The organism is Spongiibacter thalassae (assembly GCF_012272835.1).
Taxonomy (GTDB): Bacteria; Pseudomonadota; Gammaproteobacteria; order Pseudomonadales; family Spongiibacteraceae; genus Spongiibacter; species Spongiibacter thalassae.
Genome location: NZ_JAAWWK010000003.1, coordinates 430,601 through 457,498, shown reverse-complemented (window position 1 = coordinate 457,498; position 26,898 = coordinate 430,601). Strand labels below are relative to the sequence as shown.

Genomic DNA, 26,898 nt, shown 5'->3' with positions numbered 1-26,898 from the left:
GTCTTATTTCGCTTTTTCTGTCTCCAGTATCTTGATTCCAAAATCCAGCGGCGGAATTACTTTTTCCAGATCCAAATTGTAGTCACCAAAGCGATTAATATTAGAATTTCGGTATGGTGAGAGCCCATTAAGCAGCTCTTTGTTGATTATCACACCCTCTTTCGACAAATGCTTCAGAACATGGGTCATTTTCTCAACGTTATAGAGAATCACCATATTAGCTACTAGCTGGTTGTATTTAACGATTTTCCGCTGCTCATGACGGACGTTTTCTGCAATGATGCCCTCACCTCCAAAAAAGAGCCATTTAATAAAACCGTTAAATTCCTCACTTTTGTTTGTGGCTGATTGAATGGTTTTTCGAAGCTCAATTTCATCGATATAGCGCAGTAAAAAGAGTGTTCTTATCGCCTTTCCCAGCTCTTTAAATGCCAAATATAGCTTGTTTCTACGACTGTAGGTCCCAAGCCTACGCAAAATCGTTGAGGCGGTAATTTTGCCTTTCTTGATCGATATGACGACGCGAAGCATATCTCGAAGATGCCGCTCGATTAATTTGAAGTCTATGCTTCCTGCAAACAAGGGCTCAATACTTTTGTATCGATATCGATTGTCAGGTCGGAAAAGCAACAAATCCTGAATGTTGCGGATTCGAGGCATGAGATTGATGCCCAGCAAATGTGACAAACCAAATACTGGATAGCTTTGCGCCTGTGTGTCGCCATGTAACGTATCGGGCTGGATGTCAGATTTGTTGTTCATTAGTCCGTCTAGTATGTACACCGCTTCATAGACACCGCATGGAATAAAATGACTGAACAATGCAATGTAGGTATCGGAAACATGGTAGTAACCAATACCACCATAACCGCCATATCGAATATGGTATTCCGTTAACAGGTTCTGTTCGTACAGATCCCACATCGTTCCATCAGCCGACGCGTGCTTGCCGCTGCCCCAGTATTTAGGTAGATCAAATTTATTGTAAGCATTGACGACTTGGGTGATCGCTTTGTCCAAGCGATCTTCGGAAGCATGTCTAAGGTTGAGCCAGGCAATCTGCTTTCTGCTGATATTCTTCACAGACTTGGCTGTTTGAACTGGCCCTAGATTACAGCCATAGCAAAATAACGTGGTGATGAAACGCTTTTCGGGTTCATCTATACGTAATTCATTCCCTGACAACGGCCCAAATAGTTTATGCAGACCAAGCCACTTTTCAGTGTCGGTAAGGATGTCAATAATGCTTACTTCAGGGAGGTTTTCCGTAATCAGTGCATCGAGTTTTTGCAGTTCGGCTAACGGTTGTTCACTTCTTATCGGACTGATCGACAGCTTACCCTCTTTGATCGAGGCGTGAAGATTGGCAGGAAATCGCTCGTCTACCTGTTTTGATCGATCTGATAGCTCCTGCTTTAAGTTAGTAACAAACAAATGCGCATTATTCAGTGGCATCTCCACCTGTTCACTATACTCGTCTAATTCGTCATCCAATGTTTCATCGTCCACCAGTTGCTCGCGATAGTCATCAAATTCGACGCTAAACGGAATATACAAATCGCCCGATGAGAGCTCGTGCTTGATGTGTAACAACAAACAGAGTTCAAGGTATTTTCTATGGAAAAGTCGTTGAGTTATTCCGGTTTCGTTCTTCGTGTTCGACAGGATCAGCTTGCGCCATTTTTCTGTAAACCAACTGGTATCAAATGGCTCAGGCAAATGCTGATTAAGTGTCTCTTCGCTGATAAATTCTGATCGAGTACTACGCAAACTCTTTAGCAGGATAAGCAATGTCGTGCTGCTGGTATCGCTGGAGCTTGATTGCAAATCCAGTATATCCAGACAATTGAAAAGCAAAGCGCGTTTCTGGCGGTAATTGCTTAACATGAAGGGGTAGTAATTGTTTCCGGCATAAGCAATGTGCTGATTGCAACGATCAATCAGCGCGCTAGCGTCATCGCCCAAGACACCTCCAATCGCTTGCAGTTTGGCTAATTGTTCAGAATCTTGGTCGTAAGCGATAAGAACGTCGCGAAATTTTGCAATCAAGGCATCGATTTGTTTTTGGTGCTCCAGGATATATTTGTTCAATGCGGCCTGGGCACCAGCTTCCATGCTTCGCAGCATCTTGATATACAAGTTTGCAACATCGTCCAAGGCTTTACTATGTTGTTGGCGAATCAATATTACGGCAAGTGCATAGCGCTTATGGACTTTGAGTCGTGCCATTTCGGGGGCTGTTAATGCACGAGCCTCTAGGGCAAACTGCCGATATTTCACAACCGGAATGTTGGCCTCAGGGAGAGTTTCACCTAATGTTTGGAGCCAATGAACATGCTGAAGATAACTTCGAACTTCTTTGTTACCCGGCTTTTTGGGTTCACGTTTAAGAATATTCCAGGCACTGTAAGCGCCATCGGACGGGTTCAGTAATTCATCAATTTTTTGTTTGGCTTCTGGCGAGAGATCCAGTCCAATCTCGCGAAAACAGGCATCATTGACTTTATTTCTTGCTGCGCGAGCGATTCGTTTGAGGACTGTAAATCCGGGCAGCTCGAAATGATGATGCGCCAATTCCTCTAGCATCACGTTGATGATATCTGCGAGCATCTCTTTTGTCTCTGATGCATTTTCAGCAATTTGAGTGAGCCAAGGCTGGTCGCTTAAATCGAATGGCTTTATGCCGAGATATTCCCTTAATTGTTGTTGCTGACGTGATCGAGACCCCGACCGGTCGTAGTCTTTGAGCTGTTTAAGAGTAATCGGTCGTTTTATACCCATCGCATCGAGCACATGCTGCATAATCGAGCGTGGCACTGAGGCCACAGGCACAAAGTATCCGAGTCGTTGAAGTAATTTTAAATTCAGAATGAGCCCGACACGTAGAATCGGCCTTTTTTCTGATGAGATCAGTATTAGTTCTTCTGGTGTTGGAGTGTAATACTCCTTGAGCTCTTTATCTGTGATGGTGTTGCGCAGTCGAGGATAGGCAGTTTCATGCAGACTGCTCATATTTCAAATTCCTTTAAAAACAGAGTCTGTTAATCCCAGTGTTTATCGGTGCGAGGATCGCGAACGCTAACCTCCAGCATGCATTGATTCTCTGACGCGATCTCGTGCATTCGGTGAAGTAGTTCATCTAGGATTTCATCCAATGAATCGTAGTCACTGTGCTCGACCATAATCTCGTAATGCCTTCCTTCTAAATTGACTTTATTCATTGACAACGGCGACAAGCAATACCCCTCGATTAATTTTTTTGCTCTGTCAGTGCGCTTGGAAAGCTTGCTATAAGGCTCTAGAACGAGAAGAACCTCTAATAGCGTTTGGATGGTTTTTTGTTCATCTTGTTCGATTGGCGCAATTACCGTAGCAATTCCCGTTTCTGTACGATACTGAGCAAATGGATCTGGCGAGTCTATGTATCGCATCGCGGACTGAACATCTTTCCAACCCACGTATTCCATCAAGGATTTCGTATCCCAACCTTGCGCATTTGCCCAGGTGGCGAAACCTCTTCTTAGAGAGTGACTGCTAAACAAGTTCGCCTCATCTATGTCGGCTCGTGAACAGCACTGCTGAATAATGCCGATGATGCTTGCGGGATGAAGTGCGTCTTCGGATATATGTCCCCAACGATTAATCGAACGAAAAACCGGCCCGACCTTTATTTGCGCCGCACTGACCCAATCTAAATAAGCTTCGACAGGACAAAGTTGTTTTAATGCAGGAGCCTTGTATCGCCGCCCCAGTCTAGAATGATCGCCTTTACTGCGGGGGACAAATATGTCCATCCCTTTTCCAGACTCCGCCTGAATATGCTCTACACTAAGTCGGGCTAATTCATCACTGCGGAACGCACGCCAGAAACCGATCAACAATAGGGCTTTATCCCGGATCGATTGCAGCGCTTCTTTTGGTGAGCCAGTTTCAATAAAATGATCAAACGAGCTTACCAGTAGCGTTAGCTGGTCAAGCTGAATTGGTTTGGCTTGCTTTGGGACGACTGGGTGCAATTCGGCGATGCCCTTTAACACTTTTTTTACATGCGGGGCTTTGGTCGGGTCAGGAAAGCCCTGATCAAGATGCCAGGCCGCTAGACCAGCTAGTCGTTGACGCAGTGTGTTTACTGACAAAGTATTTGCATAATCCACCAAATAGCGAGCCACGCTATCGGCGGTCGCAGGAAGAAAACCACCCCAGTGACTTTCAAAATGTTCAACAGCCGCACGGTAACTTAAACGCGTGTTATCGCGTGTTGCCGCCCGGATATAGTGATCAAGGTCTGTCACCCTTACTTCCTTTTGTTATCTGTAAACGTATGCTGCGATTTTGGCGATAGTTCATTTAATATTCCGCACTGATCGATAGATCGTGCGCGACCACATTTATGTCGCAACCGCTTTAGATCACGCTGAAGATTTTGGAGATCCGTGATACGGGTCTCGACAATGTGCAGGTGAGCATCAATCATGTCATTCACCGCTTCACACGGTGTGCCTGGTGAGTGTTGTAGCGAGATGAGGTGTTTGATTTCGCTTAACGTCAGATCCAGCGCACGGCAATTCTTGATGAATGACAATTTTTCAAGCGCGCCAGTACTATATATACGGAAGTTGCCGTCAGTACGAGCAGGCTCGGAGATTAAGCCTTCCTTTTCGTAGTGGCGTATCGCTTGGATCGAACAGCCACTGCGTTTAGCGAGCTCACCAATTTTCATAGGTTTCCCCCTTGACTCTATTGTTACTATAGAGTGTAGCCTTGGTATATCCATCTAACAAGAGTCGGCTATGTCAACAGATTCGAAAGTGTGCTGCGGCTCTAGCAGCACAGCGCCAACACAGGCTGAAGCGAACAGCGATATGCAGGCTGGAGCCAGCCACGTAAGCGTGTTTCATGTCACTGATATGGATTGCCCGTCAGAAGAGAACCTGATTCGCACTGCATTTGCTAGTTTTGATGAGGGGCTCACCTTCGAATTCGACATTTCCAACCGCAGGGTGCGGATATATCACCCAGATATTGCGGAGACAGTGGAAAAAACCATGATCTCTGTTGGTCTTCGGGCACAACTGATTTCATTGGAGCCGGTAGATTTTGATGCCGTTCGGCAAGCCCAGGTAACGGCAAAGTCCGACGAAGTAAGAGAGGCGCGGGTATTACGGTGGTTGCTGGCAATCAACGCGGTCATGTTTGCACTTGAGTTTGGCGTGGGCATTGTGGCGCAATCCACTGGCTTAATCGCTGACTCGCTGGATATGTTTGCCGATGCTGCGGTCTATGGTGCGTCGCTGTATGCGGTGGGTAAGGCCGCTCGACTTAAGCTCAAGGCTGCCCATTTCTCTGGCTGGCTACAGCTCGCGCTTGCTGTGGGCGTCCTACTCGAAGTCTTTAGGCGAGCTGTCTACGGGAGCGAACCCGTTTCAGTACTCATGATGGGGGCAGGCGCCGTTGCCTTGGTAGCGAATATTGCTTGCCTCTTGCTAATCTTCAAATCGCGTAACCAAGGGGCACATATGAAGGCCAGCTGGATATTCTCAGCCAATGATGTGTTGGCCAATACCGGCGTCATCATTGCCGGCATTCTAGTGGCGATGACGGGATCACACATTCCGGATTTGGTGGTTGGGGTTATTATTGGCTTTATTGTTTTAAACGGCGCTCGGCGTATACTTCTGCTACGATAGCGACCTGTTTTCGAGATCAAGTGATCAGATAGATTAAAAAATGCTTAAACGTGTCCTGACATATTTTTTGCTTGCACTGATTGTTTTGCAATCCGGTATGTCTATGGGCGACGCACATCAACTGCACCAGTCAAGTTCTGAGCATGTGACTTTCGACGAGGCCCATCAACATCTTGGCGTGCTTGAAGTTGAAAAACACGACGTCAAAACTCTTACTACAGATACGTCGGCCTCTTCGACATTGGATTGTCATCACTGCTGCCACGGTCACGCTCATTTTTGTCCCGCTATTCTAGTCTCTACCGATCAGCTTTTATTGACGAAGAGTTCATCACCTGTTTCCTTTTATTCGGAAAGCGCTTTTCCCAATACCTTCGAAACCATCCTGCGCCCTCCTAAAGCATAAGCCCTAAGTACCGTTTTTTACCCGCACGTGCGGAATTACGACTTATATTAGGACTTATCCATGCAATTACTCACTTTTTACAGGTGCCATAAGCCCTGTGCTTGGCTTGCTTTTCTACTCTGCAGTTTGACCATCACGGCAAATGCTGCGTACGCCGATACCAAGCTGACTCTAAATGACGCGCTAGCCCGCACGCTGTCAAACAATCCACAACTCTACCAATACAGATTCACACAGGAAGCGCTGAGCGCCCGAAGGCAAACCAGCGCCTTACGCCCAGCGATGGCATTTGAACTTGAGGTAGAAAACTTCGCTGGATCCGGCAGTACGGCAGGATATGATTCAGCAGAAACCACACTGGCGCTATCGTCAGTGATTGAACTGGCAGGTAAACGTCAGGCCCGCGTTTCCTATACAGATGCTCGTATCAATCAGGCGGAATGGGAACAACAAGCCACTACCCTTGATGTGCTCGGTGAGCTGACGACCGCCTATATAGAGGGCTTGGCAACCCAGGCCAACATTCGGCTCGCTGAGGAATCTCTAGCACTGTCCCAATCGTTGTTAAAAACCCTCAAAACACGCTCCAAACAGGGAGCGGCACCTGAAGCGGAAGTCATGCGTGGGCAAGCCGCCGTTGCGCGTGCGGAAATCCGTCTTGCTTCGTTGGAGGAACAGTTTCAGCGCCAGAAAGTGCAGCTCGCACGGTTTTGGGGTGACACCACCCCGGCATTTAGCACACTGGAGGGGAGCCTTTTTGAATTCGGAGAAAATTCAGGCTTTGAGCAGCTGTATGCGCGAATAAAAACTTCCCCGACTATTCAGGTGTTTGCAAGTGAGGCGCGGATCAGGGATGCCGCAGTGACATTGGCTCGCGCCGGTGGACGCAGTGATCTGACGTGGCGTGCAGGCATCAAACGCTTCGAAGAAACAGGCGATTCAGCATTCACCGTGGGGCTCTCCATTCCCTTGTTCTCTAATAAGAGAAACAGCGGTGAAGTGAAAGCGGCTCTGGCCAATCGCAATGCCGTGGATTATGCCCGACAGGATCTGCTCTTGCGTTTGCATGCCCAACTTTTTGAAGCCTGGTCGCTCAGAAAGCAAAGCATCGCGGCCGCCAATAAAACCCAAAATGTGGTGATCCCAGCGCTAGAAAACGCACTTAAATTAACCCGTGAAGCTTACGAAAATGGTCGTTATCGCTATCTCGATTTGATTGCCGCTCAGGAAGAGTTGCTGGCGACCAAGCAGGCGCGTATCGATGCGGCATCGACAGCTCTCATCTGTCAGGCGCTGATAGAAAAGCTATCCAGTGAAGCTCTTAACCGCTAAATCAATCGTTTACACCGGGTTTGATCACCATCAGACCTCAGGAATTTATGACTATGAAAAATGCAATTATCACCGGTCTTACAGTCTTAATCCTTGTTTTCAGCACTTACCTATACGCGGCTGGCGACCATATTAATCACGAAGAGAATCCCTCGGCAGATCACAAAGAATATGGCCATGAGGATGATGGAGAGGATGAGCATGGCCACGGCGAAGAAAACAGCAGTCGTATTAATGGCGAGATGGCACAGCAAGTGGGGATCGTAACCAGTCGTGTAGGTTCGCAGGAACTTAATCAAACCATTACTGTTTACGGCTCGTTGGTGTCGGGGCCAGAACAATTAATTCATGTGCGTGCCCGCTTCGAAGGCTTAGTCAAATCTGTACGTGTGACCATTGGTGATCGAGTAAAAACCCGTGATCTGTTGGCGGAAATTGAATCCAATGAAAGCCTTAAGACTTACCAACTCCACTCGCCTATTTCAGGCCGCATCGTTCAGCGTCACGCCAACACCGGCGAAGTAACCCAGGATCAAATTCTGTTTTCCATTGCTAACTTTGACACTGTGTGGGCGGAACTGCGGGTCTATCCCGCTCAGCAGTCCTCGGTTGCAGAAAGTCAGGACGTCCATATTCTGACTGCCGATGGCAGTGTCGAATCCACAGTAAATCATATTGTGCCCTCGCTGGAATCCCCTTATCAGTTAGCGCGAGTCAAACTGGACAACAGCAAGCAAACCTTATCTCCGGGAATGATGGTAGAAGCGCGTGTACAGGTCGGTCGCTTTCCAGTTTCTTTGGCTGTTACAAAAGAGTCGGTGCAAATACTTGGTGGTCGGCAGGGTGTTTTTGTAAAGATCAATGATGAATATCGTTTTAAACCGCTCGTGCTGGGTCAAAGTGACGACCATTTTTATGAGGTCGTCGATGGGCTTGAGTCCGGCGATGAATATGTCAGTAAAAACAGCTACCTGATCAAAGCCGATATCGAAAAATCCGAAGCCGAACACGAACACTAAAAGGGACGCATTATGATTGATTCTATTGTGCGCCTAGCCGTTGAAAGGCGCTTGTTAATTCTCTGTTTTATTTTTGTCATCGTTGGAGTCGGCGTGTGGAGTTATCAAAAGCTCCCCATTGATGCGGTACCCGATATCACCAATGTGCAGGTACAAATTAACACGGCTGCTCCGGGTTACTCGCCGCTAGAGTCCGAGCAGCGAATCACGTATCCGGTAGAAACTGCGCTAGCGGGTTTACCCAAACTTTCCTATACACGCTCGCTGTCACGTTATGGCTTGTCTCAAGTCACGGTGGTGTTTGAAGAAGGCACTGATATCTATTTTGCACGCAACCTGATTAACGCCAGGCTGGGTGCAATCAAAAGTGCCTTACCGCCTGGGCTTGAACCGGAAATGGGGCCGATTTCTACCGGCTTGGGCGAAATTTTTATGTATACGGTGCAAGCCAATCCTGATGCCCGCATGGTTAACGGTGAGTCCTATAACGCGACCGCATTGCGAGAAATTCAGGACTGGATTATCAAGCCCCAACTCGCTCAGGTAAAAGGCGTTATCGAGGTCAACAGCATCGGTGGCTACAACAAGCAATATCATGTGATGCCCGACCCCACAAAATTACTACTTTACAAAGTTAGTGTTGAAAACGTCGTGCAAGCCTTGCAGGCCAATAATGACAATCGGGGCGCGGGCTATATCGAACGAAACGGTCAGCGGCTTTTGGTGCGGTCGCCAGGTCAGCTCGCAACGGTGGACGACATCGGTAATGTGATCATTACCGAACATGACTCTGTACCGATAAAAATAAAAGATGTGGCCGAAATTGCGATTGGCAAAGAGCTACGTACCGGTGCCGCTACGCGAGATGGTGTAGAAACGGTATTGGGTACTGCCATGATGCTGATCGGCGCTAATTCGCGTACGGTCGCCCAAGACGTAGCTAACAAGCTCGAAGAAATTCAGGTCTCATTGCCGGAGGGCGTGGTGGCTGAAGCCGTCTACGACCGCACCGCGCTAGTCGACAAAGCCATTGCCACCGTGTCCAAAAACCTCATGGAAGGCGCACTACTGGTTATCGTGGTGCTGTTTCTCTTGTTGGGCAATTTCCGTGCTGCCTTGATCACAGCGGCGGTTATTCCGCTGGCTATGTTGATGACGATCACCGGCATGGTGAAAACGGGTGTATCGGCCAACTTGATGAGCCTAGGGGCACTCGATTTTGGTTTGATCGTAGACGGAGCGGTCATTATTGTTGAAAACTGCGTTCGTCGTCTGGCCGAGAATCAGCACAAAAGCGGTCAACAAGATTTACGGGAGCGATTGAACACTGTTTTTGACGCAACCTCCGAAGTGATTCGTCCCAGCTTATTCGGTGTGGCCATTATCACTATCGTCTATATCCCGATATTTAGTTTGACCGGTGTGGAAGGCAAGATGTTTCACCCGATGGCGGCGACCGTAGTGATGGCGTTATTGTCTGCTATGGTGCTTTCGTTAACGGTGGTCCCTGCTGCTGTTGCCGTGTTCATGAACGGCAAAATCAGCGAAAAAGAAAGCATCGTTATCAGCAAGGCAAAATCTGCCTACAAACCGCTGCTCAATCTCGCTCTAAAGTTTCGCTGGGCCGTGGTCGGTTTTGCCTCAGTCTTGGTGGTGTCTTGTTTATGGTTGGCTACGACTCTGGGTTCAGAGTTCATTCCTCAATTGAATGAGGGTGACATTGCATTGCACGCGATGCGCATTCCAGGCACAGGTTTGGAGCAAGCCGTGGAAATGCAGGAAATTCTTGAGCGGAGAATAAAAGCATTTCCTGAGGTGGATAAAGTCTTCGCCCGAATCGGCACGGCGGAAGTTGCCACCGATCCGATGCCGCCCAATGTCGCCGATAATTTTGTGACCTTAAAACCGCATAGTGAATGGCCAGACCCGTCCAAAACCAAAGCGGAACTTGTTGAGGAAATGGAGCGAGCCCTAGAGGAGTTGCCGGGCAATAACTATGAGTTTACGCAACCCATCCAAATGCGGTTTAACGAATTAATTTCCGGTGTACGCGCGGATCTCGGTATCAAGATTTTCGGAGATGATCTGGATCAGTTGGTGTTAACAGCCAACGATGTGCTTAAAGTCGTCAATTCGATTGAAGGTGCTGCGGATGCTAGGGTTGAACAAGTAACGGGATTGCCAACACTTTCTGTTATTCCGAACCGCACCGCCCTGGGTCGCTACGGTTTGAATGTTGCCGAACTTCAGGATTGGGTGTCCGCTGCGATTGGCGGTGAATCCGCCGGGATTATTTATGAAGGTGATCGGCGCTTTGAGCTGGTGGTGCGCTTGCCGGAAACAACGCGTCGCGATATCGACCGTTTGAAGTTTCTGCCGGTACCACTCCCGAACGGGGATTATGTGCCCCTCGAAGAAGTCGCGACCTTGGACATCTCACCTGCACCAGCGCAAATCAGTCGTGAAAACGGTAAGCGCCGCATCGTAGTCACCGCTAATGTTCGTGGACGTGATCTGGGGAGTTTCGTCAATGAGGTACAAGCGAGTGTTCGTGAAAACGCGGATATCCCGCCAGGTTATTGGCTGGACTATGGCGGCACTTTTGAGCAGCTGGAGTCTGCCAGCCAGCGCTTGTCCGTCGTAGTACCGATTACCTTGTTGGTGATATTGGGTATTCTGGTCATGGCCTTTGCCTCAGTGAAGGATGCGTTGATCATATTCAGTGGTGTGCCGCTCGCGCTCACTGGTGGTGTTTTATCGCTGTATTTACGGGACATGCCGCTGTCGATCTCTGCTGGAATAGGTTTTATCGCACTGTCCGGCGTGGCGGTACTAAATGGACTGGTGATGTTGGCCTTTATACGTCAGCTTTGGCATGAGACAGGGGAATTGACCAACTCAATTATTGACGGCGCGATGATTCGTTTACGCCCGGTGTTGATGACTGCTCTCGTGGCCAGTCTCGGTTTTGTCCCCATGGCCTTAAACACTGGTACCGGTGCAGAAGTTCAGCGACCACTCGCAACCGTGGTTATCGGGGGCATTATTTCGTCAACGATTCTGACGTTGTTGGTTCTGCCTGTACTGTATCAGTGGGTTCATCGCCGAGAGAATAAAATCAAAAAATAATCGTCTGGCTCCGGCACAAGCCGGAGCCGACTTTTTTTGAATCTAAACAGAAAAAGAAAAGAGCTGGAGGAACAATGCATTCTCATTCACACGACGACAACAGTAGTACACGAATCGGCTGGGCATTCTTTCTCAATGTTGGATTCACGATTATTGAGTTTATTGGCGGGGTGCTGACCAATAGCACCGCGATTATGGCGGATGCCGTCCACGACCTCGGAGATAGTTTGTCTATTGGTTTGGCGTGGGTCCTCGCGAAACTGGGAAAAAAGCCCGCTTCCAGTTCATTTTCCTACGGCTACAAACGTTTATCGCTATTGGGTTCGCTCATCAATGGTATTGTCCTTATCGCCGGTTCAGGTTGGGTGTTATATCAATCCATTCCTCGTCTTTTCAATCCGGAAATGCCTGTAACAGAAGGTATGTTGGCGCTGTCCATTTTCGGTATTGCCGTGAATGGGTTCGCCGCATTTAAGCTCAGCAAAGGGGAGACACTGAATGAAAAAGTGCTCAACTGGCATTTGCTAGAGGACGTCCTCGGATGGGTTGCTGTTTTTATTGTGTCAGTTGTGTTGATGTTTGTGGAGTGGCCGATCCTCGACCCCATTTTAGCGATCGGCTTCACCTTATTTATTTTGGTGAATGTTGTTCGAAACATCGGCTCAACCTTAAAGCTGTTTTTACAGGGCGTACCCGATCAAGGCATTGCAAAAGGAATCGAAGAGAAACTTAAAAGCATTTCTGAGTTTAAACATTTTCACCATCTGCATTTGTGGTCGCTGGATGGCGAAAGCCATGTATTAACGGTTCATATCGAACTTGCAGCAGATGTATCACTGGAGGATCAAAGAAATTTAAAACGCCGTTTGTCCGCTGTGCTGGCCGAGTTTGAGTTAAGTCACACAACCGTTGAGTTTGAACTACACAATGAGCCTTGTCGTGATGACGTGCCAAAGGAGTGACGTATGCTGTTAATCAAAACTGCTGGCCTTTTCGTGTTCACCGCGATTGCGGAAATCGTAGGGTGTTTTTTGCCTTATCTTTGGCTGCGCAAGGGGGGATCTACCTGGCTTCTGTTACCTGCTGCATTATGCCTTGGGCTATTCGTCTGGTTGCTAACACTGCATCCCGCCGCCAGCGGTCGGGTATATGCGGCCTATGGCGGGGTCTACGTGGCGACAGCGTTGGTTTGGCTTCGCGTGGTTGATGGGGTACGACTTTCTCCTATGGACTGGCTGGGAGCCTGCATCGCATTGATCGGTATGGGTATTATCGTGATTGGTTGGAATGTACCAAATTCGTACTGAATTTTGAAGGAATCCGCCTCGAAATCCACCTGACATTCAATAACTCTTGATTATTTAAAGTTAAATTTAAGCTATTCAAGTCTCGAAAAGCGATATAATATAGTATGTATATACGTGGTACGTAATACAGTACGAAATATAGTGAGAGGTGGTATATGGCAAGAGGCGGCGTCAACAAAGCACTGGTATCCAAAGCGCGTGAAACCTTGGTCCGTCGAGGCGAAAACCCCTCAATTGACGCTATTCGCGTGGAACTTGGCAATACTGGCTCCAAGTCCACCATTCATCGATACCTACGAGAGATAGAGGAAGAGGCTTCGGCCCGCCTGGATGACGAAGCATTGCTCAGTCAGCCCATCAAGGAACTAATTGGTCGTTTAGCTTCAGCGCTGAAACAGGAAGCACAAGCCGCAATTGATGAAAGCCAGTCCAAGCATCAGCACCAAGTGCAGTCCCTTACAGGTAGAATTCAAGAACTCGAAAGCTCGCTTGCCTCTATTAATAAAACGTTCTCAGAGAAAGAACACGAATTACAAAGCACGCTCGCTGAACTGAAGGAGAGCAAAGCCTCCGAAGAAGAGCTAAAAGCAAAAGAAGCCAAAGCCACTCAAACCGAAGAAAAGCTTCGAGAGCTATTAGCTGAAAAACAAACCCAAATCGAGTCACTGGAAGAGAAACATCGCCACAGTCGAGAGGCAATGGAGCATTATCGCCAGTCGGTAAAAGAACAGCGCGATCAGGATCAACGGAAGCACGAGCAATACAGCCAACAGCTTCAGTCTGAAATTCGCGCCCTGAATCAAACTCTTTCAGTTAAACAATCTGATATCACGCAGTTAAACAAGGACAACGGGCGGCTCGCGGCTGAGCTTGGCTCCATACAGAAAGCAGCAGCAAAGCTGGAAACCGAGCAACGTAAACTTACCACGGATCTGGATTCCAAAGCGGAAGAGTCTGACTCGCTTAAAATTCAACTTTCCGAGCTCGCAGCTCAAGTAGAGGAACTCGATAAAGTTAAGAAGCTGAACGAAGAGCTGCAAGCCTGGAAGGCAGAAGCGTCGGTATCGATAGGCAAACTGGAAGCAGAAATTTCAATCAAGACTGATATGATGAATCGTTTACTGGAGGAAAAAACAAAAGCGCCGGAGCCAAAATAAAATAAAGAGTTGGACGGTGAGCACAGATGACCGACTGCTGGGTATTTTCTTATATTGTCTTAATTTTTTTACGATGTGTAAGGCTCCCACACAGTCCGCAGTGAGCTTAACTAGACTAGTAAGGACATCAAGATGTAGTAAAAAACTATATTAAAAACATGCAATTAGATGAACTTTGGCGAATTTTTCCAGAATGACGGCCGACCCTCTTAATGCATCGCCCACCGTTCCCACTTTAGCAGGAGGATCTTCGTATATCCTTTCAACAACATTACCGGCCGAGACATCAGCGATCAGGTAGCGCATTTCGGCGATCTCGCGCCGCTGGGCTCCAATAATTTCGTCGGCAAGCTTACGCACGCGGGGGTCGCGAATCTGCGCACGCTCCGAAGTCATAACTGCGATGGAGTGGTGCGGAATCATTGCTCGCATGTAGCTAGATCCTGACACAGTGACCTGGCTGCGCACCAGCCAAAACGAGAGCACGAATACCACGACAGAACATGCGAAGATTGCGAGGTTGATTCTTTTGTTTGAATACATACCAAGCATAGCGCATGATGGGTACCCAGTCCGGGTCGGTGCGCTCGGTGACCAGGATGGCACCCTCGGGAAAGGCATCGACATCGCCCGGCCGGTCCACCACGCAGACCGGCCCGCCGGCGATGGCACTGCCCACGGCTGCCCCCTCAAGCAGCACCCGACCTTTTTCCTTCAGGTGATAGCTCACCAGGACGCTGCGGTCCTTCTGCGATTCTATGGTTTCCGGCCGGGCCTGAACAATGAACAGCTGCCCGTCGCTGTCCCGGGCCCACTCGATATCCATGGGCCGCCCGTAGTGCGCCTCGATTCTGGCTCCCCAGCGGGCCAGGTGCAGGACCGCTACGTCATCCAGCACCCGGCTGCGTTGTTCTGCCGTGCTGGTAGGGACGGTGACAGTGGGCCCCTGATCATCGTCGGCATCCGAGGGCTGGCTATCCTCCGGTAGCGCATAGCGCATTTTCACCAGCTTGCTGCCCACGCTCGCTTCAATCACGGGGCTCAGTGCGCGCTCCTCGAGGAAGGGCTTGTAGGCCATGTAGCGGTCGGGATTGACCGAACCCTTCACGACGGTTTCCCCCAAGCCCCAGGCAGCACTGATGAGCACCACGTCGGGAAAGCCGCTCTCGGTATCCAGGGTGAACATCACGCCCGCCGCGGCGGATTCCACCATCTGCTGGACACCGACGGACAGGGCGACCTGTTCGTGTTCGAAGCCTCGCTCTTCCCGGTAGGCAATGGCGCGATCGGTGTAGAGGGAGGCGTAGCATTCGCGGCAGGCCTGCAGAAGGGCCTCCTCGCCGCGGACATTGAGGAAGCTCTCCTGTTGTCCGGCAAAGGAAGCCTCGGGCAGGTCTTCCGCGGTGGCGGAGCTGCGCACGGCGACAGCCAGGGAGGGGGTCTGCAGGCGCTCACAGAGTTCGCGGTAGGCGCCCGTGATCAGGGTGCGCTGGCGGTTGGAAAAATTCCCCCTGCGGATCAGCTCGCGGATGGCTCCGCCGGTGGCTTCGAGCGATTGGCTGCCTCGACGCATGGCAGCCACAGCCTCGCGGATGGGGGCCTCCAGCCGGTTGTCCGCCAGGTAGTCGCGGAAGGCCTGCGCCGTGGTGGCAAAACCGAAGGGGACCCGGATCCCTTCCTCGCTCAGGCGCTGGTACATTTCCCCCAGGCTGGCGTTCTTGCCACCGACTTGCGGCAGGCACGAGAGGTCAAGGGTGTCGAACCACAGGACGGTTTCTGGTTGGTTCACCGCATCATCTCCTGCTTGTGGGCTTGCCGCTACAGGATAGACCAGGGCAGGCGTTGTGGCGCGCAGGCATGGCGCCGGAGCCATCAGGTCCCGTGCAGGCTGAGGAAGCGGTCCACCACCTGCTCGACATGCGTTTCCAGGGACTCGCCCGTGAATTTTGCCGGCTGGCCGTAGAGTAGCCGGATCAACTCCAGTCCCAGCAGCATGCCAATCAACAGCTCCGTGCTTTGTGGCGGGTCCGGTATGCGCAGCAGGCCGGCGGCATCGGCCCGGGTCATCCAGTGTTCCAGCTGCGCGTGAGTGGCTTCCGGTCCCGAGCGGTAGATACGCGCCAGGATCGCCTGGGAAGAAGCGGGGCTGGCCAGTACCAGGCGCAGGAAGCCCTGGTGCTCCTCACCGAGGACGAAGCTCAGCAGCTGTTGGCCGAAGCTGCACAGCGCCTTGCGGGCACTGGAGGCGTCTTCCGGTTGCAGATTGAGGCTGTCCATCAGGCTGTTGGCCTGGTCGCCAATTACGGCGTCGAGCAGGGCTTCGCGATTGGCATAGCGGGCGTAGATCGTCACCTTCGAGACACCCGCCCGGCGCGCTACGGCCTCCATGGAGAGCTCACCCGGGCCCCCCTGGAACAGCAGTGACCGCGCGGCGTCGAGAATGGCGCGTTGCTTGGCCGGGTCGGGCGGTCGCCCGGGCCGGGCGTTGCTCGCGGTAGAGGACGGTGCGGCTTTGGCCTGCTTGCTTGACACTGGTGCGTACCTCTTAATTACTGTACGATACCGTACACTAAATTGGCGGATGGATCACCTTTCATGTTGGGGTACTAGGGATTTTCCGTCCAAAAACGACAAAAAACGCTGTAGCCCCCGCCATCCGTAGTCTCCCAAATGGTATTACTTTCTCTGAAGTCCATATTTACACCGATTTTGGTTAAAATTTAGCTTTTTTAGGCTAAAAATATGGCATATGAAGAACGTGTTCAGATCCTGTCTGATGCAGAACAAGATGATTTTTACGGCCCCCCAATTTTCACATCTAACGATCAACGATTCTTTTTCTCTCTTAACGACAAGGAACTGGCAGTTGGCAATAAATTCCGAAATCGTGGCCAGCGCTACATGTTTTTCTTGTTGTTGGGTTATTTTAAGGCTAAGCCTGTCGCGCTAAACCTTGGTTTTCATCAGATAAAACATGATCTCAAGCACGTCCACCAAACAGTACTACCAGGACCGGGCTTTAGGCCGTTCAATCTATCTCAGAAAGAAAACGAGCGGATTTACCAGCGGATATTCGAACTCTGTGAATACCAGCGCTGGAGCTCTAAAGGCCATGAATCTGCCTTGGTAGCCCACCTAATCAAGCAGGCCAAAGCTTGGTCTGCTCCGAGATACCTCTTCGATGCAGCCATTGAGTATTTGTCAGGGCAGAAAATTGCGATCCCAGCCTACAGCACACTGCAAAAAATCATCAGCCAGGTTGTTGGTCAGGAACAAGAACGGCTGATTACCCACGTAGAATTTGAGCTGTCTCCGGATTTAAAACAAGCATTGGCCACCCTTGTAAATGGTGACGGAACGCTTACATTACGACAGTTGCGTCAATATGCCCGTAACTTTACTGGTACCGAGCTGGAGAAGGAGCTGGCCGTACATTTCCATATCCAGCACTGGATGCCGGAAGTGAATTCCCTCTTGAGCGGACTATCGTTGTCCCAGAAAAATCAACAACATCTTGCTGAGCGGGTCGACTACTATGGTGCCAAGATGAAACGGCAGTCTGTGGGCAATCAGCGGCTTTATCTCCTGTGCTATCTGCAGTCCCGCTGGCAGCAGGCATTGGAGCGCATAGCTGATGGTTTTGTTCATCATGTCCGACAGATCAAGCAAAAAGCCAAGACCTATGCGCAGGAAGCAGTTTATAAGGACTGGCAAAAAGCTGCTAAAAATGTCAGCAAGGCGGCAGAAGTTCTGCACCTATTCATTGATGGCAGCATTGATCAACAGCAACCGTTTGGGTCGGTAAAGCAGAAAGCCCTGAAGCTTCTTGCGGAGAAAGACCTGGAGTCCGTCTGTCTGTTTCTGAATGAACAAAAGCGTTCCGTTGAAGAAGCTACGTGGCAGTATTATGACCAGAGAGATAGCTTAAGGGAAGGTTTGCTCCGGCAGCTGTTTCTTTGCCTGCGCTTCGAAGGCAGTGAGGGCACTCAACGCCTAGCAGCAGTACTGGATCACGCCCGACTTGACTTCTCAGCCCCAGGAGTCATCTCAACGGCAAATATAGACGGCCGGCTGCCACCCAAAAAACAGTTGCCTTTCTTGCAGGACGAGGGCGGAAATTTTAACCCAGGTCGCTACGAATGGTACCTGTATCTACAAATCCCTGACCGATTGAATGGGCAACTGACCTTGCCGAATGTCGTTAAATACCGGGCTTTGGAGGCTGATCTGGTGAGTCGAGGACGCTGGCAAAGAGAAAAGGCTGAGTTGCTGGATCAAACCCAGCTACCAAAATTGACCGCTGAACCGCATAAACTGATCGAGCAAATGGCCAGGGATCTGGAGATCCGTTTTCATGAGGTCAGTGATTACCTGGAACAAGATGATAACCGTAATATCATCCTGCGCAATCCCAAGGGTAAGCGCTTATGGCGGTTACCGACAGCGAGTAAAAAGTACCTGGTCAACAACCCCTTCTTCCAGCAGATACCGACGACGGGCGTCGCCGATGTGTTGCGCATGGTTGACCGCGACACAGGGTTCATTGATTGCTTTGAACATGTAATGGGTTCCCAGTCCAAGAGCCGAGTCCACGAATATGACCTGCTAGCGATTCTGGTGGGAAATGCGACAAACCAAGGCATCTACGGCATGGCTCAAATCTCCGATCGCACCTATGATCAACTCAGCACCATCCAGGCAAACTATCTACGACTGGAAACTTTGAATGTAGCCAGCGATAACATCAACAACGCGACGGCCAAGCTGCCCATCTTCAAGCATTACAACATCCAAGAGGATATTATCCACGCCAGTGCCGATGGCCAAAAGTTCGAGGCTCGGCGCGAAACCTTCAAAACGCGCTACTCATCGAAGTACTTTGGCACTCAGAAAGGCGTCTCGGCCATGAGCTTAATCGCCAATCACGCTGCCGTTAACGCCAGGGTGATCGGTGCGAATGAACACGAATCCCACCACATCTTTGACTTGCTGATGAACAACAGCTCCGAGATCATTCCGGATGTCCTCTCTACCGATACCCATGGGGTCAATCACGTCAACTTCGCTCTGTTGGATCTGTTCGGTTACAGCTTTGCGCCGCGCTACGCGCAGGTTGGCCGCGTCATCAATGAGATGTTTGATGTAAAGGAAGGGAAGGATCAGAGAATCCAGCTACACCTGAAAAAGCCCATCAACACCAAACGTATCATGCAGCACAGGGACACTATCCAACGAATCGCAGTGTCTCTCAAAGAACGAAAGACAACACAGGCCACGTTGGTTCGGAAACTCTCCGGATACAAGAAAAACTATCCCTTGTTGGAGGCCCTGACCGAGTACAATCGCCTGGTAAAAGCGAATTACCTGCTTAACTACATCGATGATGCCAGTCTGCGCAACTATGTTCAGCGCGCCCTTAACCGGGGGGAGGCCTATCACCAATTGCGTCGAGCGATTAGTAACGTCAATGGGGATCAGTTCCGGGGTAGCTCTGATGAAGAAATCCAACTTTGGAACGAATGTGCACGTCTGGTCACCAACGCCATCATCTATTTTAACTCCAGCATACTCAGCCAGCTGCTTACCAGCTTCGAATATCAGAATGACGATAAACGAATACAGATAGTCAAACAGGCTTCTCCAGTGGCTTGGTATAACATCAACTTAAAGGGTATCTATACCTTCGAATTGAGTGAAAAGTTACCGGATCTGGAGGAACTGATGCGCACAATCGAGGGATATTTACCGGTTCGGTAATAGTAATACTCCCTGAGAGGCCACGGATGGCGGGGCTTTCAGCGATTTTTGTCGTTTTTGGACGGAAAATCCCTAGTACCCCAACATGTTCAAACCTTTGAACGATGTCCTCGGCTACCGGGTTGGTGACCAGGTAATAGTTTTGCTGGCTGAGCTTTTGAAAGAGGTATTCCATGCCAGTGATGACTTTGTCGGGCACATAGGTGGGGACGATTTTGTCGTCATCAGCTCTTCGTCCTCAGCTAATTATAATGCTGGTACCGTACAGTCACTATTCGCCGAACGAAGCCGGCGCTTTTACAGCGATTGCATACTGAAAAGCGGGTTTATTGAATCCGAAGACCGAAACGGCCAGCCCTGCCGTTTTCCACTGGTATCTCTGTCAGCGGGCACTGTAGAGGTAGGCCCCGACGAGAAGGTGACGGCCGATCAAATCTCAGAATTCGCCAGCTTCGCCAAGACAAGGGCCAAAGCCTCACCGAACTTCCGTTTTGTGGTTTTTTCAAGGGCCCGATCCGGTGAGCGATCGGAAGGATCGCAAGACTCAGATGGGTCGTGTGTGTCATGCGTATTGGGGGAAGTGCAGAATTAAGCGTAAACAAACCCTACCAACGCCGTCGCCGGTTTTCTCGGGAATTCAAAGCTCAGATTGTTGCCCAGTGCCAGGAACCCGGTGCTTCGGTTTCCCGGATCTCACTGGATAACGGTCTCAACGCCAACATGGTCCGGCGCTGGATGAAGGGCGCGCAGCGAGCGAATAAAACACCAGGAACGCCGGGATTTGTTCCGGTTAATCTGCCTGTGGCAACTGCTTTATCGGGCAACCAATCGGTCTCGGACAAGCGTAGCACCATCCGCATCGAGTTGTTCACTGCGCCTGGCGTACTTGTGACGCTTGAGGATGGCTACTTCGTGGGTCAGCTTCTCGATGATGGCGTTGCTGCGCACCAACTCTCGCTCCTTCAGGCCCAAGACTTGATCCTTGGCGTCCAGAGAGTCCATCAGTTCCGTCGCCAGGGCACGGAGCTGATCGGCAGAGAGTTGGTTGATGTCGGGGCGCTGAGTCATGCCACCTAATATGCCAAGTCCCTGTGCGGCAAGCGATTCGCGGTTCTGGCTATAGCGGCATCACGGCACTTGTGGTTACAGGATGGAGATAACGCCGTCGGCCCCAAGGCGTTGCCAGGGCTGGCCCTGAACCAGGGCGGACAACTGCTCTTCGGTCAGGCGCAGTTGCTCACCGCGCCAGGTTTCGCCCCAGTGGAATTTGCCTCGGTTCAGCCGGCGGGCGCAGAGCCAGATGCCGAGGCCATCGTGGATCAGTACCTTCATCCGGTTGCCCCTTTTGTTGGCGAACAGGTAGGCGCAATGGGGTCTGGCTGAACCAAACACCTGAATAACCCGGGCCAGGGCCTTGTCGGGCCCCGCCCGCATATCCAGCGGCTCAGTGGCCAGCCAGATCTCGTCGATGCGTATCATCCCAACAGGTCCCGCAAAAGGGCAGCACACTGGTGAGCCTGCTCCGCAGGCCACTCCACCACGACCGCACCGCCGGCGCGGGGAATCTCAATGCGGATGGTGCTACGCTTGTCCGAGACCGACGGGTTGCTCGGTGCTGAGGTTGCCGCTGGCAGTTTGACCGGTACAAATTCCGGTGTTTTATCCGCTCGCTGCGCTTCACTCATCCAGCGCCGGACCATGTTGGCGTTGAGGACGTTATCCAGGGAGATCCGGGAAACGGAGGCACCAGGTGCCAGGCATTGAGCAACAATCTGGGCTTTGAATTCCCCGGAAAACCGGCGACGGCGTTGGTAGGGCTTGGTTACGCTTACTTCGTTCATGTTAAGTGTCCACTAGAAAATAAGTGGACACTATCCTGACGGCGGCAGCGCCTGGCTCAAGATGGGATTATCGGCCGCTTACGGATCATGGGCATTTTCCCGGTTTTTGAGCGAAACGGGTAAATTTATGGTGGATTGTATACCCCAGATTCACGGTAAATAATTGCATTTACTCAGGTTTTTATTTTTCAGGGGCGACTACTTACCCTGGATGCAGATCACACGGTACAGAAGTGGCTACAAGGCAGTGGTCGCGACGAAACTAGGGAGATGATCAGCAATAACAGTGACGTATTGATAGAAACGGCGATTGCCGTAGCCGGCACCGCCCTGCAGCCCACCTTCATTGCTGGGGCGGCGATCAGGGAAGGAAAACTGAAGGTCGTCCTGCCAGAGCATGAACCAGAGCCCATGGTACTTTATGCGGTATATGCACACCGGCAGTTGTTGGCAAGCAAGGTTCCTAGCTTTGTCGACTTTATCGACAGTTTTTTCGGCGAACCTCCGTACTGGGACAGGTTCAAATAGCGAGCGCAGGCAAGCCTCCGGTTGCTTCAATGCCCGCCCGTCAATGAATTCATCCCAAGGTTTCAATCACCTGAGTGCATCAATAATGTGTGGACTGCCTCAGTATAGGGAGCCTTAATCCCCAGACGCTCGCAGCGTCGCAGTACCGCCCCGGCAATGGTATCCAGTTCCAGCGGGCGACCTCTTTCCCTATCGACAAGCATTGACGTCTTGATCGCATTGAAGCTACTGATCAGCTCAAACATCTCGCCCAGGTCCTTCTTTCCGAGATTCACGTCGTCTGCCTTTGAGGCTTCGACGGTTTCAGCCATCATTCCATACACGATTTTTCTGAATCCGGGGTGATGGGTAAGGCTTCGAGTATCCAAGCCAGTAAGGGCAGAGAGTGGGTTAACCCCGTTATTAATCAGGAGTTTACGCCAGAGCTAATAGTTAATGTTATCGGAATACCTAGTTGGAATACCGGCATCATTAAAAGCGGCAACCAGGATCTTGAGTAGCGGAGTTCGGGAATCCTGCCTACCGCTGACTTTGGGCCATTCCCCCATCACGATTTGCGCGAGGCCCTCGGCTTCTATAACGCCCGGCCTCGCAATGTGTCCTCCTATAAGGACCGCAAGTCCACCGATGACTCTTTCAGCACCAACTGCTTTCGCTAGCAGTGGTTCATTATCGACTCCGTTCTGCAAGGAAAGCACGGGTGCCCGTCCCTGCTTCAGCCAGTCGCCGAGCTCACTCACCACCGAAACTGTTGCCGTGGCTTTGAGTGTGATGATGATAAGGTCAAACTCGTCAGACTTATATCGGGTGACAAGTTCCTGATGGTCATGAGCAGCCGCCATATGGACCGGCTCGCGACCTTCATAGTGGACTGTCAAGCCGCTCCGCTTAAGCGCATGCAAATGAGCCCCGCGGGCTGTAAGTACAACCTGATGCCCTGCTTCCAGAAACCTTGCTGCGTAGTAACCACCAATGCCGCCGGCACCCACCATCAACAGTTTGAGCATTTACGGAATCCTTTGTTTTTTCCGTAGTTTATTGCATCCAACCATAACCTGCGAGGGACTGCCTTTCTGATTCAGGGAAAACCCGAACAGGCGCTGGGGCGCTTTCATTCCGCCCAGGCTGAAGGCGGTATTGAGGATACATAATGTCGGTTCTGCCACGGGGCTGCCATTGGTGGCGTACGAACCACCTCCCCTGAGGCTTGAGTTCGACATCGCATTCACCCACCTTTGCTCATCCTCCCACTGCCGGATCAGGTTCCGGATATAGCTGTCGTGGGGCTGATGATAGCTGGCGTTATTGCCATTGGCGTCCAGTCGGTCAAGGCAAATCAGTAATACACCCTGATCCCGTAATGCTTCAATGCAGTGGCCGATCTCCCGATAATGCTCACTGGCCATCCCGGTATTGAGGCGCAATTCAATCACCTCCGCGGGCACCAGCTGTATCATGCTCTCGGCAAGCAGCTTGAGGCCGGGCTCCCGCGAACCATTGACGGCAACCTCAAACCCCCGCGCCTTCATGTCGGATTGCAGGCGCCTGGCCAGAACGCCCTCACCACACTGGTGAAGTATGTTCGGCTGTGCGCCGCCTTCCTCTGAGGTGATAAAAGCCACGCTGTCCACGACTTGATCCCGCGGTACCAGTCGGCGCAGACTCTCCTGTCCCTTGGGACCGGTCAGGGCTTCCGTTTCGCAGGACAGGTACAGCACTGGCAGTTTGCTCACCTGTCTACCGCCCCAGTTTTTTGGCCGACTGACCACCAATACCGAAGTGTTGCTTCGGCATCTCGGTGATCATTACCCGGATACGGTCCATGGGGGCATCCAGGGAGCGGGCCATGGCCTCGCTCACTTCCTGGATCAGGGTTTCTTTCTGCTCGTCCGTTCTACCGTCAATAATGTAAAGCTGAGCAATGGGCATAACGCCTCCTTGTCAGAGTCAGATGAATCGTCCGGAAACGGTTCCCAGTCCCTGATAACGCACAGTGATGTTGTCACCGGGTTCCACGGCGATGGCGGCGGTGATACCACCGGTCATGATGAAGGTGCCTGCAGGGATGTGTTCGCCCCGCTCGGCCAGCAGGTTCGCTAGCATGGCCACGCTGGAGGCCGGATGGCCCAGCACGGCAGCGCCTGCGCCCACATCGACCACTTCGCCGTTCTTCTCGACCACCACACCCAGGGTTTTCAGGTCCACGTCCGCAACGTCGGCCATCTGGCCACCGGTTATAAAGCGGGTCGACGAAGCGTTATCGGCAACCACGCTCACCAGATCGAACTTGAAATTCTCATAACGGGAATCGATCACTTCCACAGCAGGAATCATGAAGTCGGTCGCTGCCAGAACCTGGCCAATGTGACACCCTGGCCCTTTCAGGGGTGCCTTGGTGACGAAGGCAATCTCGGCCTCGATTTTCGGGTGAATCAGTTCTTTGGTGTCGACCACGCCGCCATCTGGCACGCTGAAATAATCGGCGAGGAAACCATAGATCGGGGTCTCGACACCCATCTGTGCCATTTTGGCCCAGGACGTTAGCCCCATTTTCATACCAACGATCTTGTTGCCCCGCTCCTCCTTGCGGCGGCGAATTTCCCATTGAACGTCGTAGGCATCCTCGAAGGTCATATCCGGGTAATCATTGGTGACCTTGGTAATGTCATGGGCCTGCAGTTCGGCGTTTTCCACATGTTCGGCCAGGGCCAGCATCTGCTCGCGGCTCAATGTTTTGCTCATGCGTTTTGCTCCTTTTGGGCGGCCAGCAGATCCAGCGCCACATCCACGATCATGTCTTCCTGGCCACCCACCATACGGCGGCGGCCAAGCTCAACCAGAATATCCACGGCCTTCAGCCCATACTTCTGCGCCGCCACTTCGGAGTGGCGCAGGAAGCTGGAATAGACACCGGCGTAACCCAGCGCCAGGGTTTCACGGTCCACCCGTACCGGGCGGTCCTGCAACGGGCGAACAATATCGTCGGCCGCGTCCATCAGGGCGTAGACATCCGTGCCGTGCTCCCAACCCATCTTGTCAAAGGCGGCCACACAGACTTCCAGCGGGGCGTTGCCGGCACCGGCACCCATGCCGGCAAGGGAAGCATCAATCCGGTCGCAACCTTCTTCGACGGCAACAATGGAATTGGCCACACCAAGGGCGAGGTTGTGGTGAGCGTGCATGCCGGTCTGGGTTTCCGGCTTCAGCACGTCTTTCAGGGCCCGGAAGCGGTCGCGGATGTCGTTCATGTTCATGGCGCCGCCGGAGTCGACCACGTACAGGCAGGTAGCCCCGTAGTCTTCCATCAGCTTGGCCTGTTCCGCGAGACCTTTCGGGGTCTGCATGTGGCTCATCATCAGGAAACCGACGGTGTCCATGCCCAGCTTCCGGGCATGTTCGATGTGCTGTCTGGACACATCGGCTTCGGTGCAGTGGGTCGCTACTCGCACTATTCGTGCACCGGCGTTGTAGGCGTTGTCCAGGTCATGGACGGTACCGATGCCGGGCAGCAGCAGAGTGGCGATCTGGGCGTGGGTCACCACTTCGGCCACCGCTTCGATCCATTCCAGATCGGTGTGGGCGCCGAAGCCGTAATTGAAGCTGGAGCCCTGAAGGCCGTCGCCGTGGGCCACTTCGATGGAATCCACCTTGGCCTGGTCCAGGGCACGGGCAATGTCCTGCACGTTCTTGATGGAGTACTGGTGGCGGATGGCGTGGCTGCCGTCGCGCAGGGTCACGTCGGAGATGTAGAGTTTCTTGCCAGGATTAAAAGTCATCGTTTTTTCCTCCTCAGTTGACCAGCGATTCGGCAATGCGCTCAGCGGTGCCAAGTGCTGCAGAGGTCATGATGTCCAGGTTGCCGGCGTAGGCCGGGAGGTAATGGGCGGCACCTTCCACTTCCAGGAAAATGGAGGTCTTCAGGCCGCTGAAGCGACCAAGGCCCGGGACGTTCATGGGCTGATCGGCCGGAATGTCGTCAAATTGCACTTTCTGTTTCAAGCGATATCCCGGCACATAGCTGTTCACGGCCTTCACCATTTCTTCCACGGAAGCCTCAACTTCCGCCTTGTCTGCCGCATCCGAAAGTACGTACACGGTATCCCGCATCAGCAGCGGAGGCTCGGCCGGGTTCAGGATGATGATGGCCTTGCCCTTCTGGGCGCCGCCCACCACTTCAATGGCCTTGGAGGTGGTTTCGGTGAACTCGTCGATGTTGGCGCGGGTGCCCGGGCCGGCAGACTTACTGGAAATCGAGGCCACAATTTCGGCGTAGTGCACCTTGGCCACGCGAGACACGGCGGCCACCATCGGGATGGTGGCCTGGCCACCGCAGGTGACCATGTTCACGTTACCTTCGCTCAGGTTCTGCTCCAGGTTCACCACCGGCACACAGTAGGGGCCAATGGCCGCGGGGGTCAGGTCGACAATCTTGATGTTTTCTTTGTGGCCACGCAGAAACACTTCGTTGTGCATGTGCGCGCCGGCAGAGGTGGCGTCAAATACGATGTCGATGTCGGCAAATTCCGGCATTTTCACCAGGCCATCCACGCCTTCGTGGGTGGTGGCTACGCCCATGCGGTTGGCACGGGCCAAGCCATCGGATTCCGGGTCGATACCCACCATGGCACCCATTTCAATATGCTTGCCGTTACGCAGGATCTTGATCATCAGGTCGGTGCCGATGTTGCCCGAACCTATGATGGCGGCTTTGATTTTCTTGTTCATAATCTTGTCC

27 protein-coding genes are annotated in these 26,898 nt (G+C 51.7%); 12 read left to right on the top strand and 15 right to left on the bottom strand.

What is annotated here, in order from left to right; genetic code table 11:
* Window positions 1-3: 3 nt before the first annotated feature.
* From HCU74_RS10850 to cadR, 3 genes are read right to left on the bottom strand one after another with little or no spacing between them, the layout of a single operon-like run.
* Entirely contained in the window at window positions 4-3,012 is a 3,009-nt protein-coding gene (locus tag HCU74_RS10850) for a Tn3 family transposase (protein WP_008251030.1), read from the bottom strand.
* Between the two features lie 29 nt (window positions 3,013-3,041).
* Window positions 3,042-4,292, bottom strand: a complete 1,251-nt coding sequence (locus tag HCU74_RS10845) for a site-specific integrase (RefSeq protein ID WP_008251029.1) — start codon at window positions 4,290-4,292, stop codon at window positions 3,042-3,044.
* A 2-nt stretch (window positions 4,293-4,294) separates the two neighbouring features.
* On the bottom strand, window positions 4,295-4,720 hold the full coding sequence (gene cadR / locus HCU74_RS10840; protein ID WP_008251028.1) for a Cd(II)/Pb(II)-responsive transcriptional regulator: 426 nt from the start codon (window positions 4,718-4,720) through the stop codon (window positions 4,295-4,297).
* Window positions 4,721-4,790: 70 nt separating this feature from the next.
* On the opposite strand from cadR, the gene HCU74_RS10835 reads away from it, so the two are divergent.
* The 8 genes from HCU74_RS10835 (at window position 4,791) to HCU74_RS10800 (ending at window position 14,037) form a co-directional block, all read left to right on the top strand.
* On the top strand, window positions 4,791-5,687 hold the full coding sequence (locus HCU74_RS10835) for a cation efflux transmembrane domain-containing protein (protein ID WP_008251027.1): 897 nt from the start codon (window positions 4,791-4,793) through the stop codon (window positions 5,685-5,687).
* A gap of 40 nt (window positions 5,688-5,727) precedes the next feature.
* Window positions 5,728-6,093, top strand: coding sequence for a hypothetical protein (locus HCU74_RS10830; RefSeq protein WP_081482686.1), 366 nt, complete (start codon window positions 5,728-5,730; stop codon window positions 6,091-6,093).
* 60 nt (window positions 6,094-6,153) lie between these two features.
* The gene (locus HCU74_RS10825) at window positions 6,154-7,425 is read left to right on the top strand and encodes a TolC family protein (RefSeq protein WP_168450430.1); all 1,272 of its coding nucleotides are present in this window, start codon (window positions 6,154-6,156) and stop codon (window positions 7,423-7,425) included.
* A gap of 53 nt (window positions 7,426-7,478) precedes the next feature.
* On the top strand, window positions 7,479-8,444 hold the full coding sequence (locus HCU74_RS10820) for an efflux RND transporter periplasmic adaptor subunit (RefSeq protein WP_168450429.1): 966 nt from the start codon (window positions 7,479-7,481) through the stop codon (window positions 8,442-8,444).
* A gap of 12 nt (window positions 8,445-8,456) precedes the next feature.
* Window positions 8,457-11,573 (top strand): efflux RND transporter permease subunit, encoded by a 3,117-nt coding sequence (locus HCU74_RS10815; RefSeq protein ID WP_008251023.1) that lies wholly within the window; start codon window positions 8,457-8,459, stop codon window positions 11,571-11,573.
* A 74-nt stretch (window positions 11,574-11,647) separates the two neighbouring features.
* Window positions 11,648-12,535 (top strand): cation diffusion facilitator family transporter, encoded by an 888-nt coding sequence (locus tag HCU74_RS10810; RefSeq protein ID WP_008251018.1) that lies wholly within the window; start codon window positions 11,648-11,650, stop codon window positions 12,533-12,535.
* A 3-nt stretch (window positions 12,536-12,538) separates the two neighbouring features.
* Entirely contained in the window at window positions 12,539-12,880 is a 342-nt protein-coding gene (locus HCU74_RS10805; protein WP_008251016.1) for a YnfA family protein, read from the top strand.
* Between the two features lie 155 nt (window positions 12,881-13,035).
* A complete protein-coding gene (locus tag HCU74_RS10800; RefSeq protein ID WP_008251014.1) occupies window positions 13,036-14,037 on the top strand; it encodes a DNA-binding protein in 1,002 nt (333 codons plus the stop codon).
* A gap of 150 nt (window positions 14,038-14,187) precedes the next feature.
* Here HCU74_RS10800 and HCU74_RS20030 read toward each other — a convergent pair whose 3' ends face one another.
* From HCU74_RS20030 to HCU74_RS20330, 3 genes are all read right to left on the bottom strand, one after another.
* Window positions 14,188-14,469, bottom strand: a complete 282-nt coding sequence (locus tag HCU74_RS20030; RefSeq protein ID WP_246864573.1) for a DUF305 domain-containing protein — start codon at window positions 14,467-14,469, stop codon at window positions 14,188-14,190.
* A 4-nt stretch (window positions 14,470-14,473) separates the two neighbouring features.
* Entirely contained in the window at window positions 14,474-15,826 is a 1,353-nt protein-coding gene (locus HCU74_RS20025; protein ID WP_240472467.1) for a PEP/pyruvate-binding domain-containing protein, read from the bottom strand.
* Window positions 15,827-15,909: 83 nt separating this feature from the next.
* On the bottom strand, window positions 15,910-16,569 hold the full coding sequence (locus HCU74_RS20330; protein WP_008250649.1) for a TetR/AcrR family transcriptional regulator: 660 nt from the start codon (window positions 16,567-16,569) through the stop codon (window positions 15,910-15,912).
* 210 nt (window positions 16,570-16,779) lie between these two features.
* Here HCU74_RS20330 and HCU74_RS10780 point away from each other — a divergent pair, with 210 nt between their 5' ends.
* From HCU74_RS10780 to tnpA (HCU74_RS20440), 3 genes are all read left to right on the top strand, one after another.
* Window positions 16,780-19,794 (top strand): Tn3 family transposase, encoded by a 3,015-nt coding sequence (locus HCU74_RS10780; protein WP_168450428.1) that lies wholly within the window; start codon window positions 16,780-16,782, stop codon window positions 19,792-19,794.
* An 85-nt stretch (window positions 19,795-19,879) separates the two neighbouring features.
* Window positions 19,880-20,386, top strand: coding sequence for a diguanylate cyclase (locus HCU74_RS20445; protein ID WP_168450427.1), 507 nt, complete (start codon window positions 19,880-19,882; stop codon window positions 20,384-20,386).
* Entirely contained in the window at window positions 20,359-20,871 is a 513-nt protein-coding gene (gene tnpA / locus HCU74_RS20440; RefSeq protein ID WP_210425235.1) for an IS66-like element accessory protein TnpA, read from the top strand. The genes HCU74_RS20445 and tnpA (HCU74_RS20440) overlap by 28 nt, the downstream gene beginning before the upstream one ends.
* Window positions 20,872-20,937: 66 nt before the next feature.
* On the opposite strand, the gene tnpB is transcribed toward tnpA (HCU74_RS20440), so the two are convergent.
* Window positions 20,938-21,273, bottom strand: a complete 336-nt coding sequence (tnpB, locus tag HCU74_RS10760) for an IS66 family insertion sequence element accessory protein TnpB (RefSeq protein WP_168450426.1) — start codon at window positions 21,271-21,273, stop codon at window positions 20,938-20,940.
* On the bottom strand, window positions 21,270-21,635 hold the full coding sequence (gene tnpA, locus HCU74_RS10755; protein WP_168450425.1) for an IS66-like element accessory protein TnpA: 366 nt from the start codon (window positions 21,633-21,635) through the stop codon (window positions 21,270-21,272). The genes tnpB and tnpA (HCU74_RS10755) overlap by 4 nt, the downstream gene beginning before the upstream one ends.
* 159 nt (window positions 21,636-21,794) lie before the next feature.
* Here tnpA (HCU74_RS10755) and HCU74_RS10750 point away from each other — a divergent pair, with 159 nt between their 5' ends.
* Window positions 21,795-22,163 (top strand): LysR substrate-binding domain-containing protein, encoded by a 369-nt coding sequence (locus HCU74_RS10750; RefSeq protein ID WP_082040614.1) that lies wholly within the window; start codon window positions 21,795-21,797, stop codon window positions 22,161-22,163.
* Window positions 22,164-22,225: 62 nt separating this feature from the next.
* Here the strand turns inward: HCU74_RS10750 and HCU74_RS19815 are convergent, their stop codons facing one another.
* Genes HCU74_RS19815 through HCU74_RS10720 form a run of 7 tightly spaced genes read right to left on the bottom strand, consistent with a single transcriptional unit; the run spans window position 22,226 to window position 26,888 of the window.
* Complete coding sequence (locus tag HCU74_RS19815; protein WP_210425251.1) at window positions 22,226-22,573, bottom strand: ketopantoate reductase family protein; 348 nt, start codon at window positions 22,571-22,573, stop codon at window positions 22,226-22,228.
* A 15-nt stretch (window positions 22,574-22,588) separates the two neighbouring features.
* On the bottom strand, window positions 22,589-23,170 hold the full coding sequence (locus HCU74_RS19810) for a ketopantoate reductase family protein (RefSeq protein ID WP_210425234.1): 582 nt from the start codon (window positions 23,168-23,170) through the stop codon (window positions 22,589-22,591).
* On the bottom strand, window positions 23,171-23,896 hold the full coding sequence (locus HCU74_RS10740; protein ID WP_210425233.1) for a class III extradiol ring-cleavage dioxygenase family protein: 726 nt from the start codon (window positions 23,894-23,896) through the stop codon (window positions 23,171-23,173).
* A 4-nt stretch (window positions 23,897-23,900) separates the two neighbouring features.
* Complete coding sequence (locus HCU74_RS10735; protein WP_168450424.1) at window positions 23,901-24,092, bottom strand: 2-hydroxymuconate tautomerase; 192 nt, start codon at window positions 24,090-24,092, stop codon at window positions 23,901-23,903.
* Between the two features lie 18 nt (window positions 24,093-24,110).
* The gene (gene dmpH, locus HCU74_RS10730; RefSeq protein WP_168450423.1) at window positions 24,111-24,905 is read right to left on the bottom strand and encodes a 2-oxo-3-hexenedioate decarboxylase; all 795 of its coding nucleotides are present in this window, start codon (window positions 24,903-24,905) and stop codon (window positions 24,111-24,113) included.
* Complete coding sequence (gene dmpG, locus HCU74_RS10725; RefSeq protein WP_168450422.1) at window positions 24,902-25,939, bottom strand: 4-hydroxy-2-oxovalerate aldolase; 1,038 nt, start codon at window positions 25,937-25,939, stop codon at window positions 24,902-24,904. Before dmpG ends, dmpH begins: the two co-directional genes overlap by 4 nt.
* Window positions 25,940-25,952: 13 nt before the next feature.
* Window positions 25,953-26,888, bottom strand: coding sequence for an acetaldehyde dehydrogenase (acetylating) (locus HCU74_RS10720; RefSeq protein ID WP_168450421.1), 936 nt, complete (start codon window positions 26,886-26,888; stop codon window positions 25,953-25,955).
* Window positions 26,889-26,898: the final 10 nt, after the last annotated feature.

Excerpts from the sequence above, each read along its gene's own strand:
- HCU74_RS20445 (WP_168450427.1), top strand. The coding sequence starts at position 19,880 with ATGTTCAAACCTTTGAACGATGTCCTCGGCTACCGGGTTGGTGACCAG.
- HCU74_RS10720 (WP_168450421.1), bottom strand. The coding sequence starts at position 26,888 with ATGAACAAGAAAATCAAAGCCGCCATCATAGGTTCGGGCAACATCGGC.
- HCU74_RS10825 (WP_168450430.1), top strand. The coding sequence starts at position 6,154 with ATGCAATTACTCACTTTTTACAGGTGCCATAAGCCCTGTGCTTGGCTT.
- cadR (WP_008251028.1), bottom strand. The coding sequence starts at position 4,720 with ATGAAAATTGGTGAGCTCGCTAAACGCAGTGGCTGTTCGATCCAAGCG.
- tnpA (WP_210425235.1), top strand. The coding sequence starts at position 20,359 with ATGCGTATTGGGGGAAGTGCAGAATTAAGCGTAAACAAACCCTACCAA.
- HCU74_RS10815 (WP_008251023.1), top strand. The coding sequence starts at position 8,457 with ATGATTGATTCTATTGTGCGCCTAGCCGTTGAAAGGCGCTTGTTAATT.
- dmpH (WP_168450423.1), bottom strand. The coding sequence starts at position 24,905 with ATGAGCAAAACATTGAGCCGCGAGCAGATGCTGGCCCTGGCCGAACAT.
- HCU74_RS19810 (WP_210425234.1), bottom strand. The coding sequence starts at position 23,170 with ATGCTCAAACTGTTGATGGTGGGTGCCGGCGGCATTGGTGGTTACTAC.
- HCU74_RS10735 (WP_168450424.1), bottom strand. The coding sequence starts at position 24,092 with ATGCCCATTGCTCAGCTTTACATTATTGACGGTAGAACGGACGAGCAG.
- HCU74_RS10820 (WP_168450429.1), top strand. The coding sequence starts at position 7,479 with ATGAAAAATGCAATTATCACCGGTCTTACAGTCTTAATCCTTGTTTTC.
- HCU74_RS20030 (WP_246864573.1), bottom strand. The coding sequence starts at position 14,469 with ATGCGAGCAATGATTCCGCACCACTCCATCGCAGTTATGACTTCGGAG.
- HCU74_RS10800 (WP_008251014.1), top strand. The coding sequence starts at position 13,036 with ATGGCAAGAGGCGGCGTCAACAAAGCACTGGTATCCAAAGCGCGTGAA.
- tnpB (WP_168450426.1), bottom strand. The coding sequence starts at position 21,273 with ATGATACGCATCGACGAGATCTGGCTGGCCACTGAGCCGCTGGATATG.
- HCU74_RS10810 (WP_008251018.1), top strand. The coding sequence starts at position 11,648 with ATGCATTCTCATTCACACGACGACAACAGTAGTACACGAATCGGCTGG.
- HCU74_RS10780 (WP_168450428.1), top strand. The coding sequence starts at position 16,780 with ATGGCATATGAAGAACGTGTTCAGATCCTGTCTGATGCAGAACAAGAT.
- dmpG (WP_168450422.1), bottom strand. The coding sequence starts at position 25,939 with ATGACTTTTAATCCTGGCAAGAAACTCTACATCTCCGACGTGACCCTG.
- HCU74_RS10850 (WP_008251030.1), bottom strand. The coding sequence starts at position 3,012 with ATGAGCAGTCTGCATGAAACTGCCTATCCTCGACTGCGCAACACCATC.
- HCU74_RS10830 (WP_081482686.1), top strand. The coding sequence starts at position 5,728 with ATGCTTAAACGTGTCCTGACATATTTTTTGCTTGCACTGATTGTTTTG.
- tnpA (WP_168450425.1), bottom strand. The coding sequence starts at position 21,635 with ATGAACGAAGTAAGCGTAACCAAGCCCTACCAACGCCGTCGCCGGTTT.
- HCU74_RS10835 (WP_008251027.1), top strand. The coding sequence starts at position 4,791 with ATGTCAACAGATTCGAAAGTGTGCTGCGGCTCTAGCAGCACAGCGCCA.
- HCU74_RS10805 (WP_008251016.1), top strand. The coding sequence starts at position 12,539 with ATGCTGTTAATCAAAACTGCTGGCCTTTTCGTGTTCACCGCGATTGCG.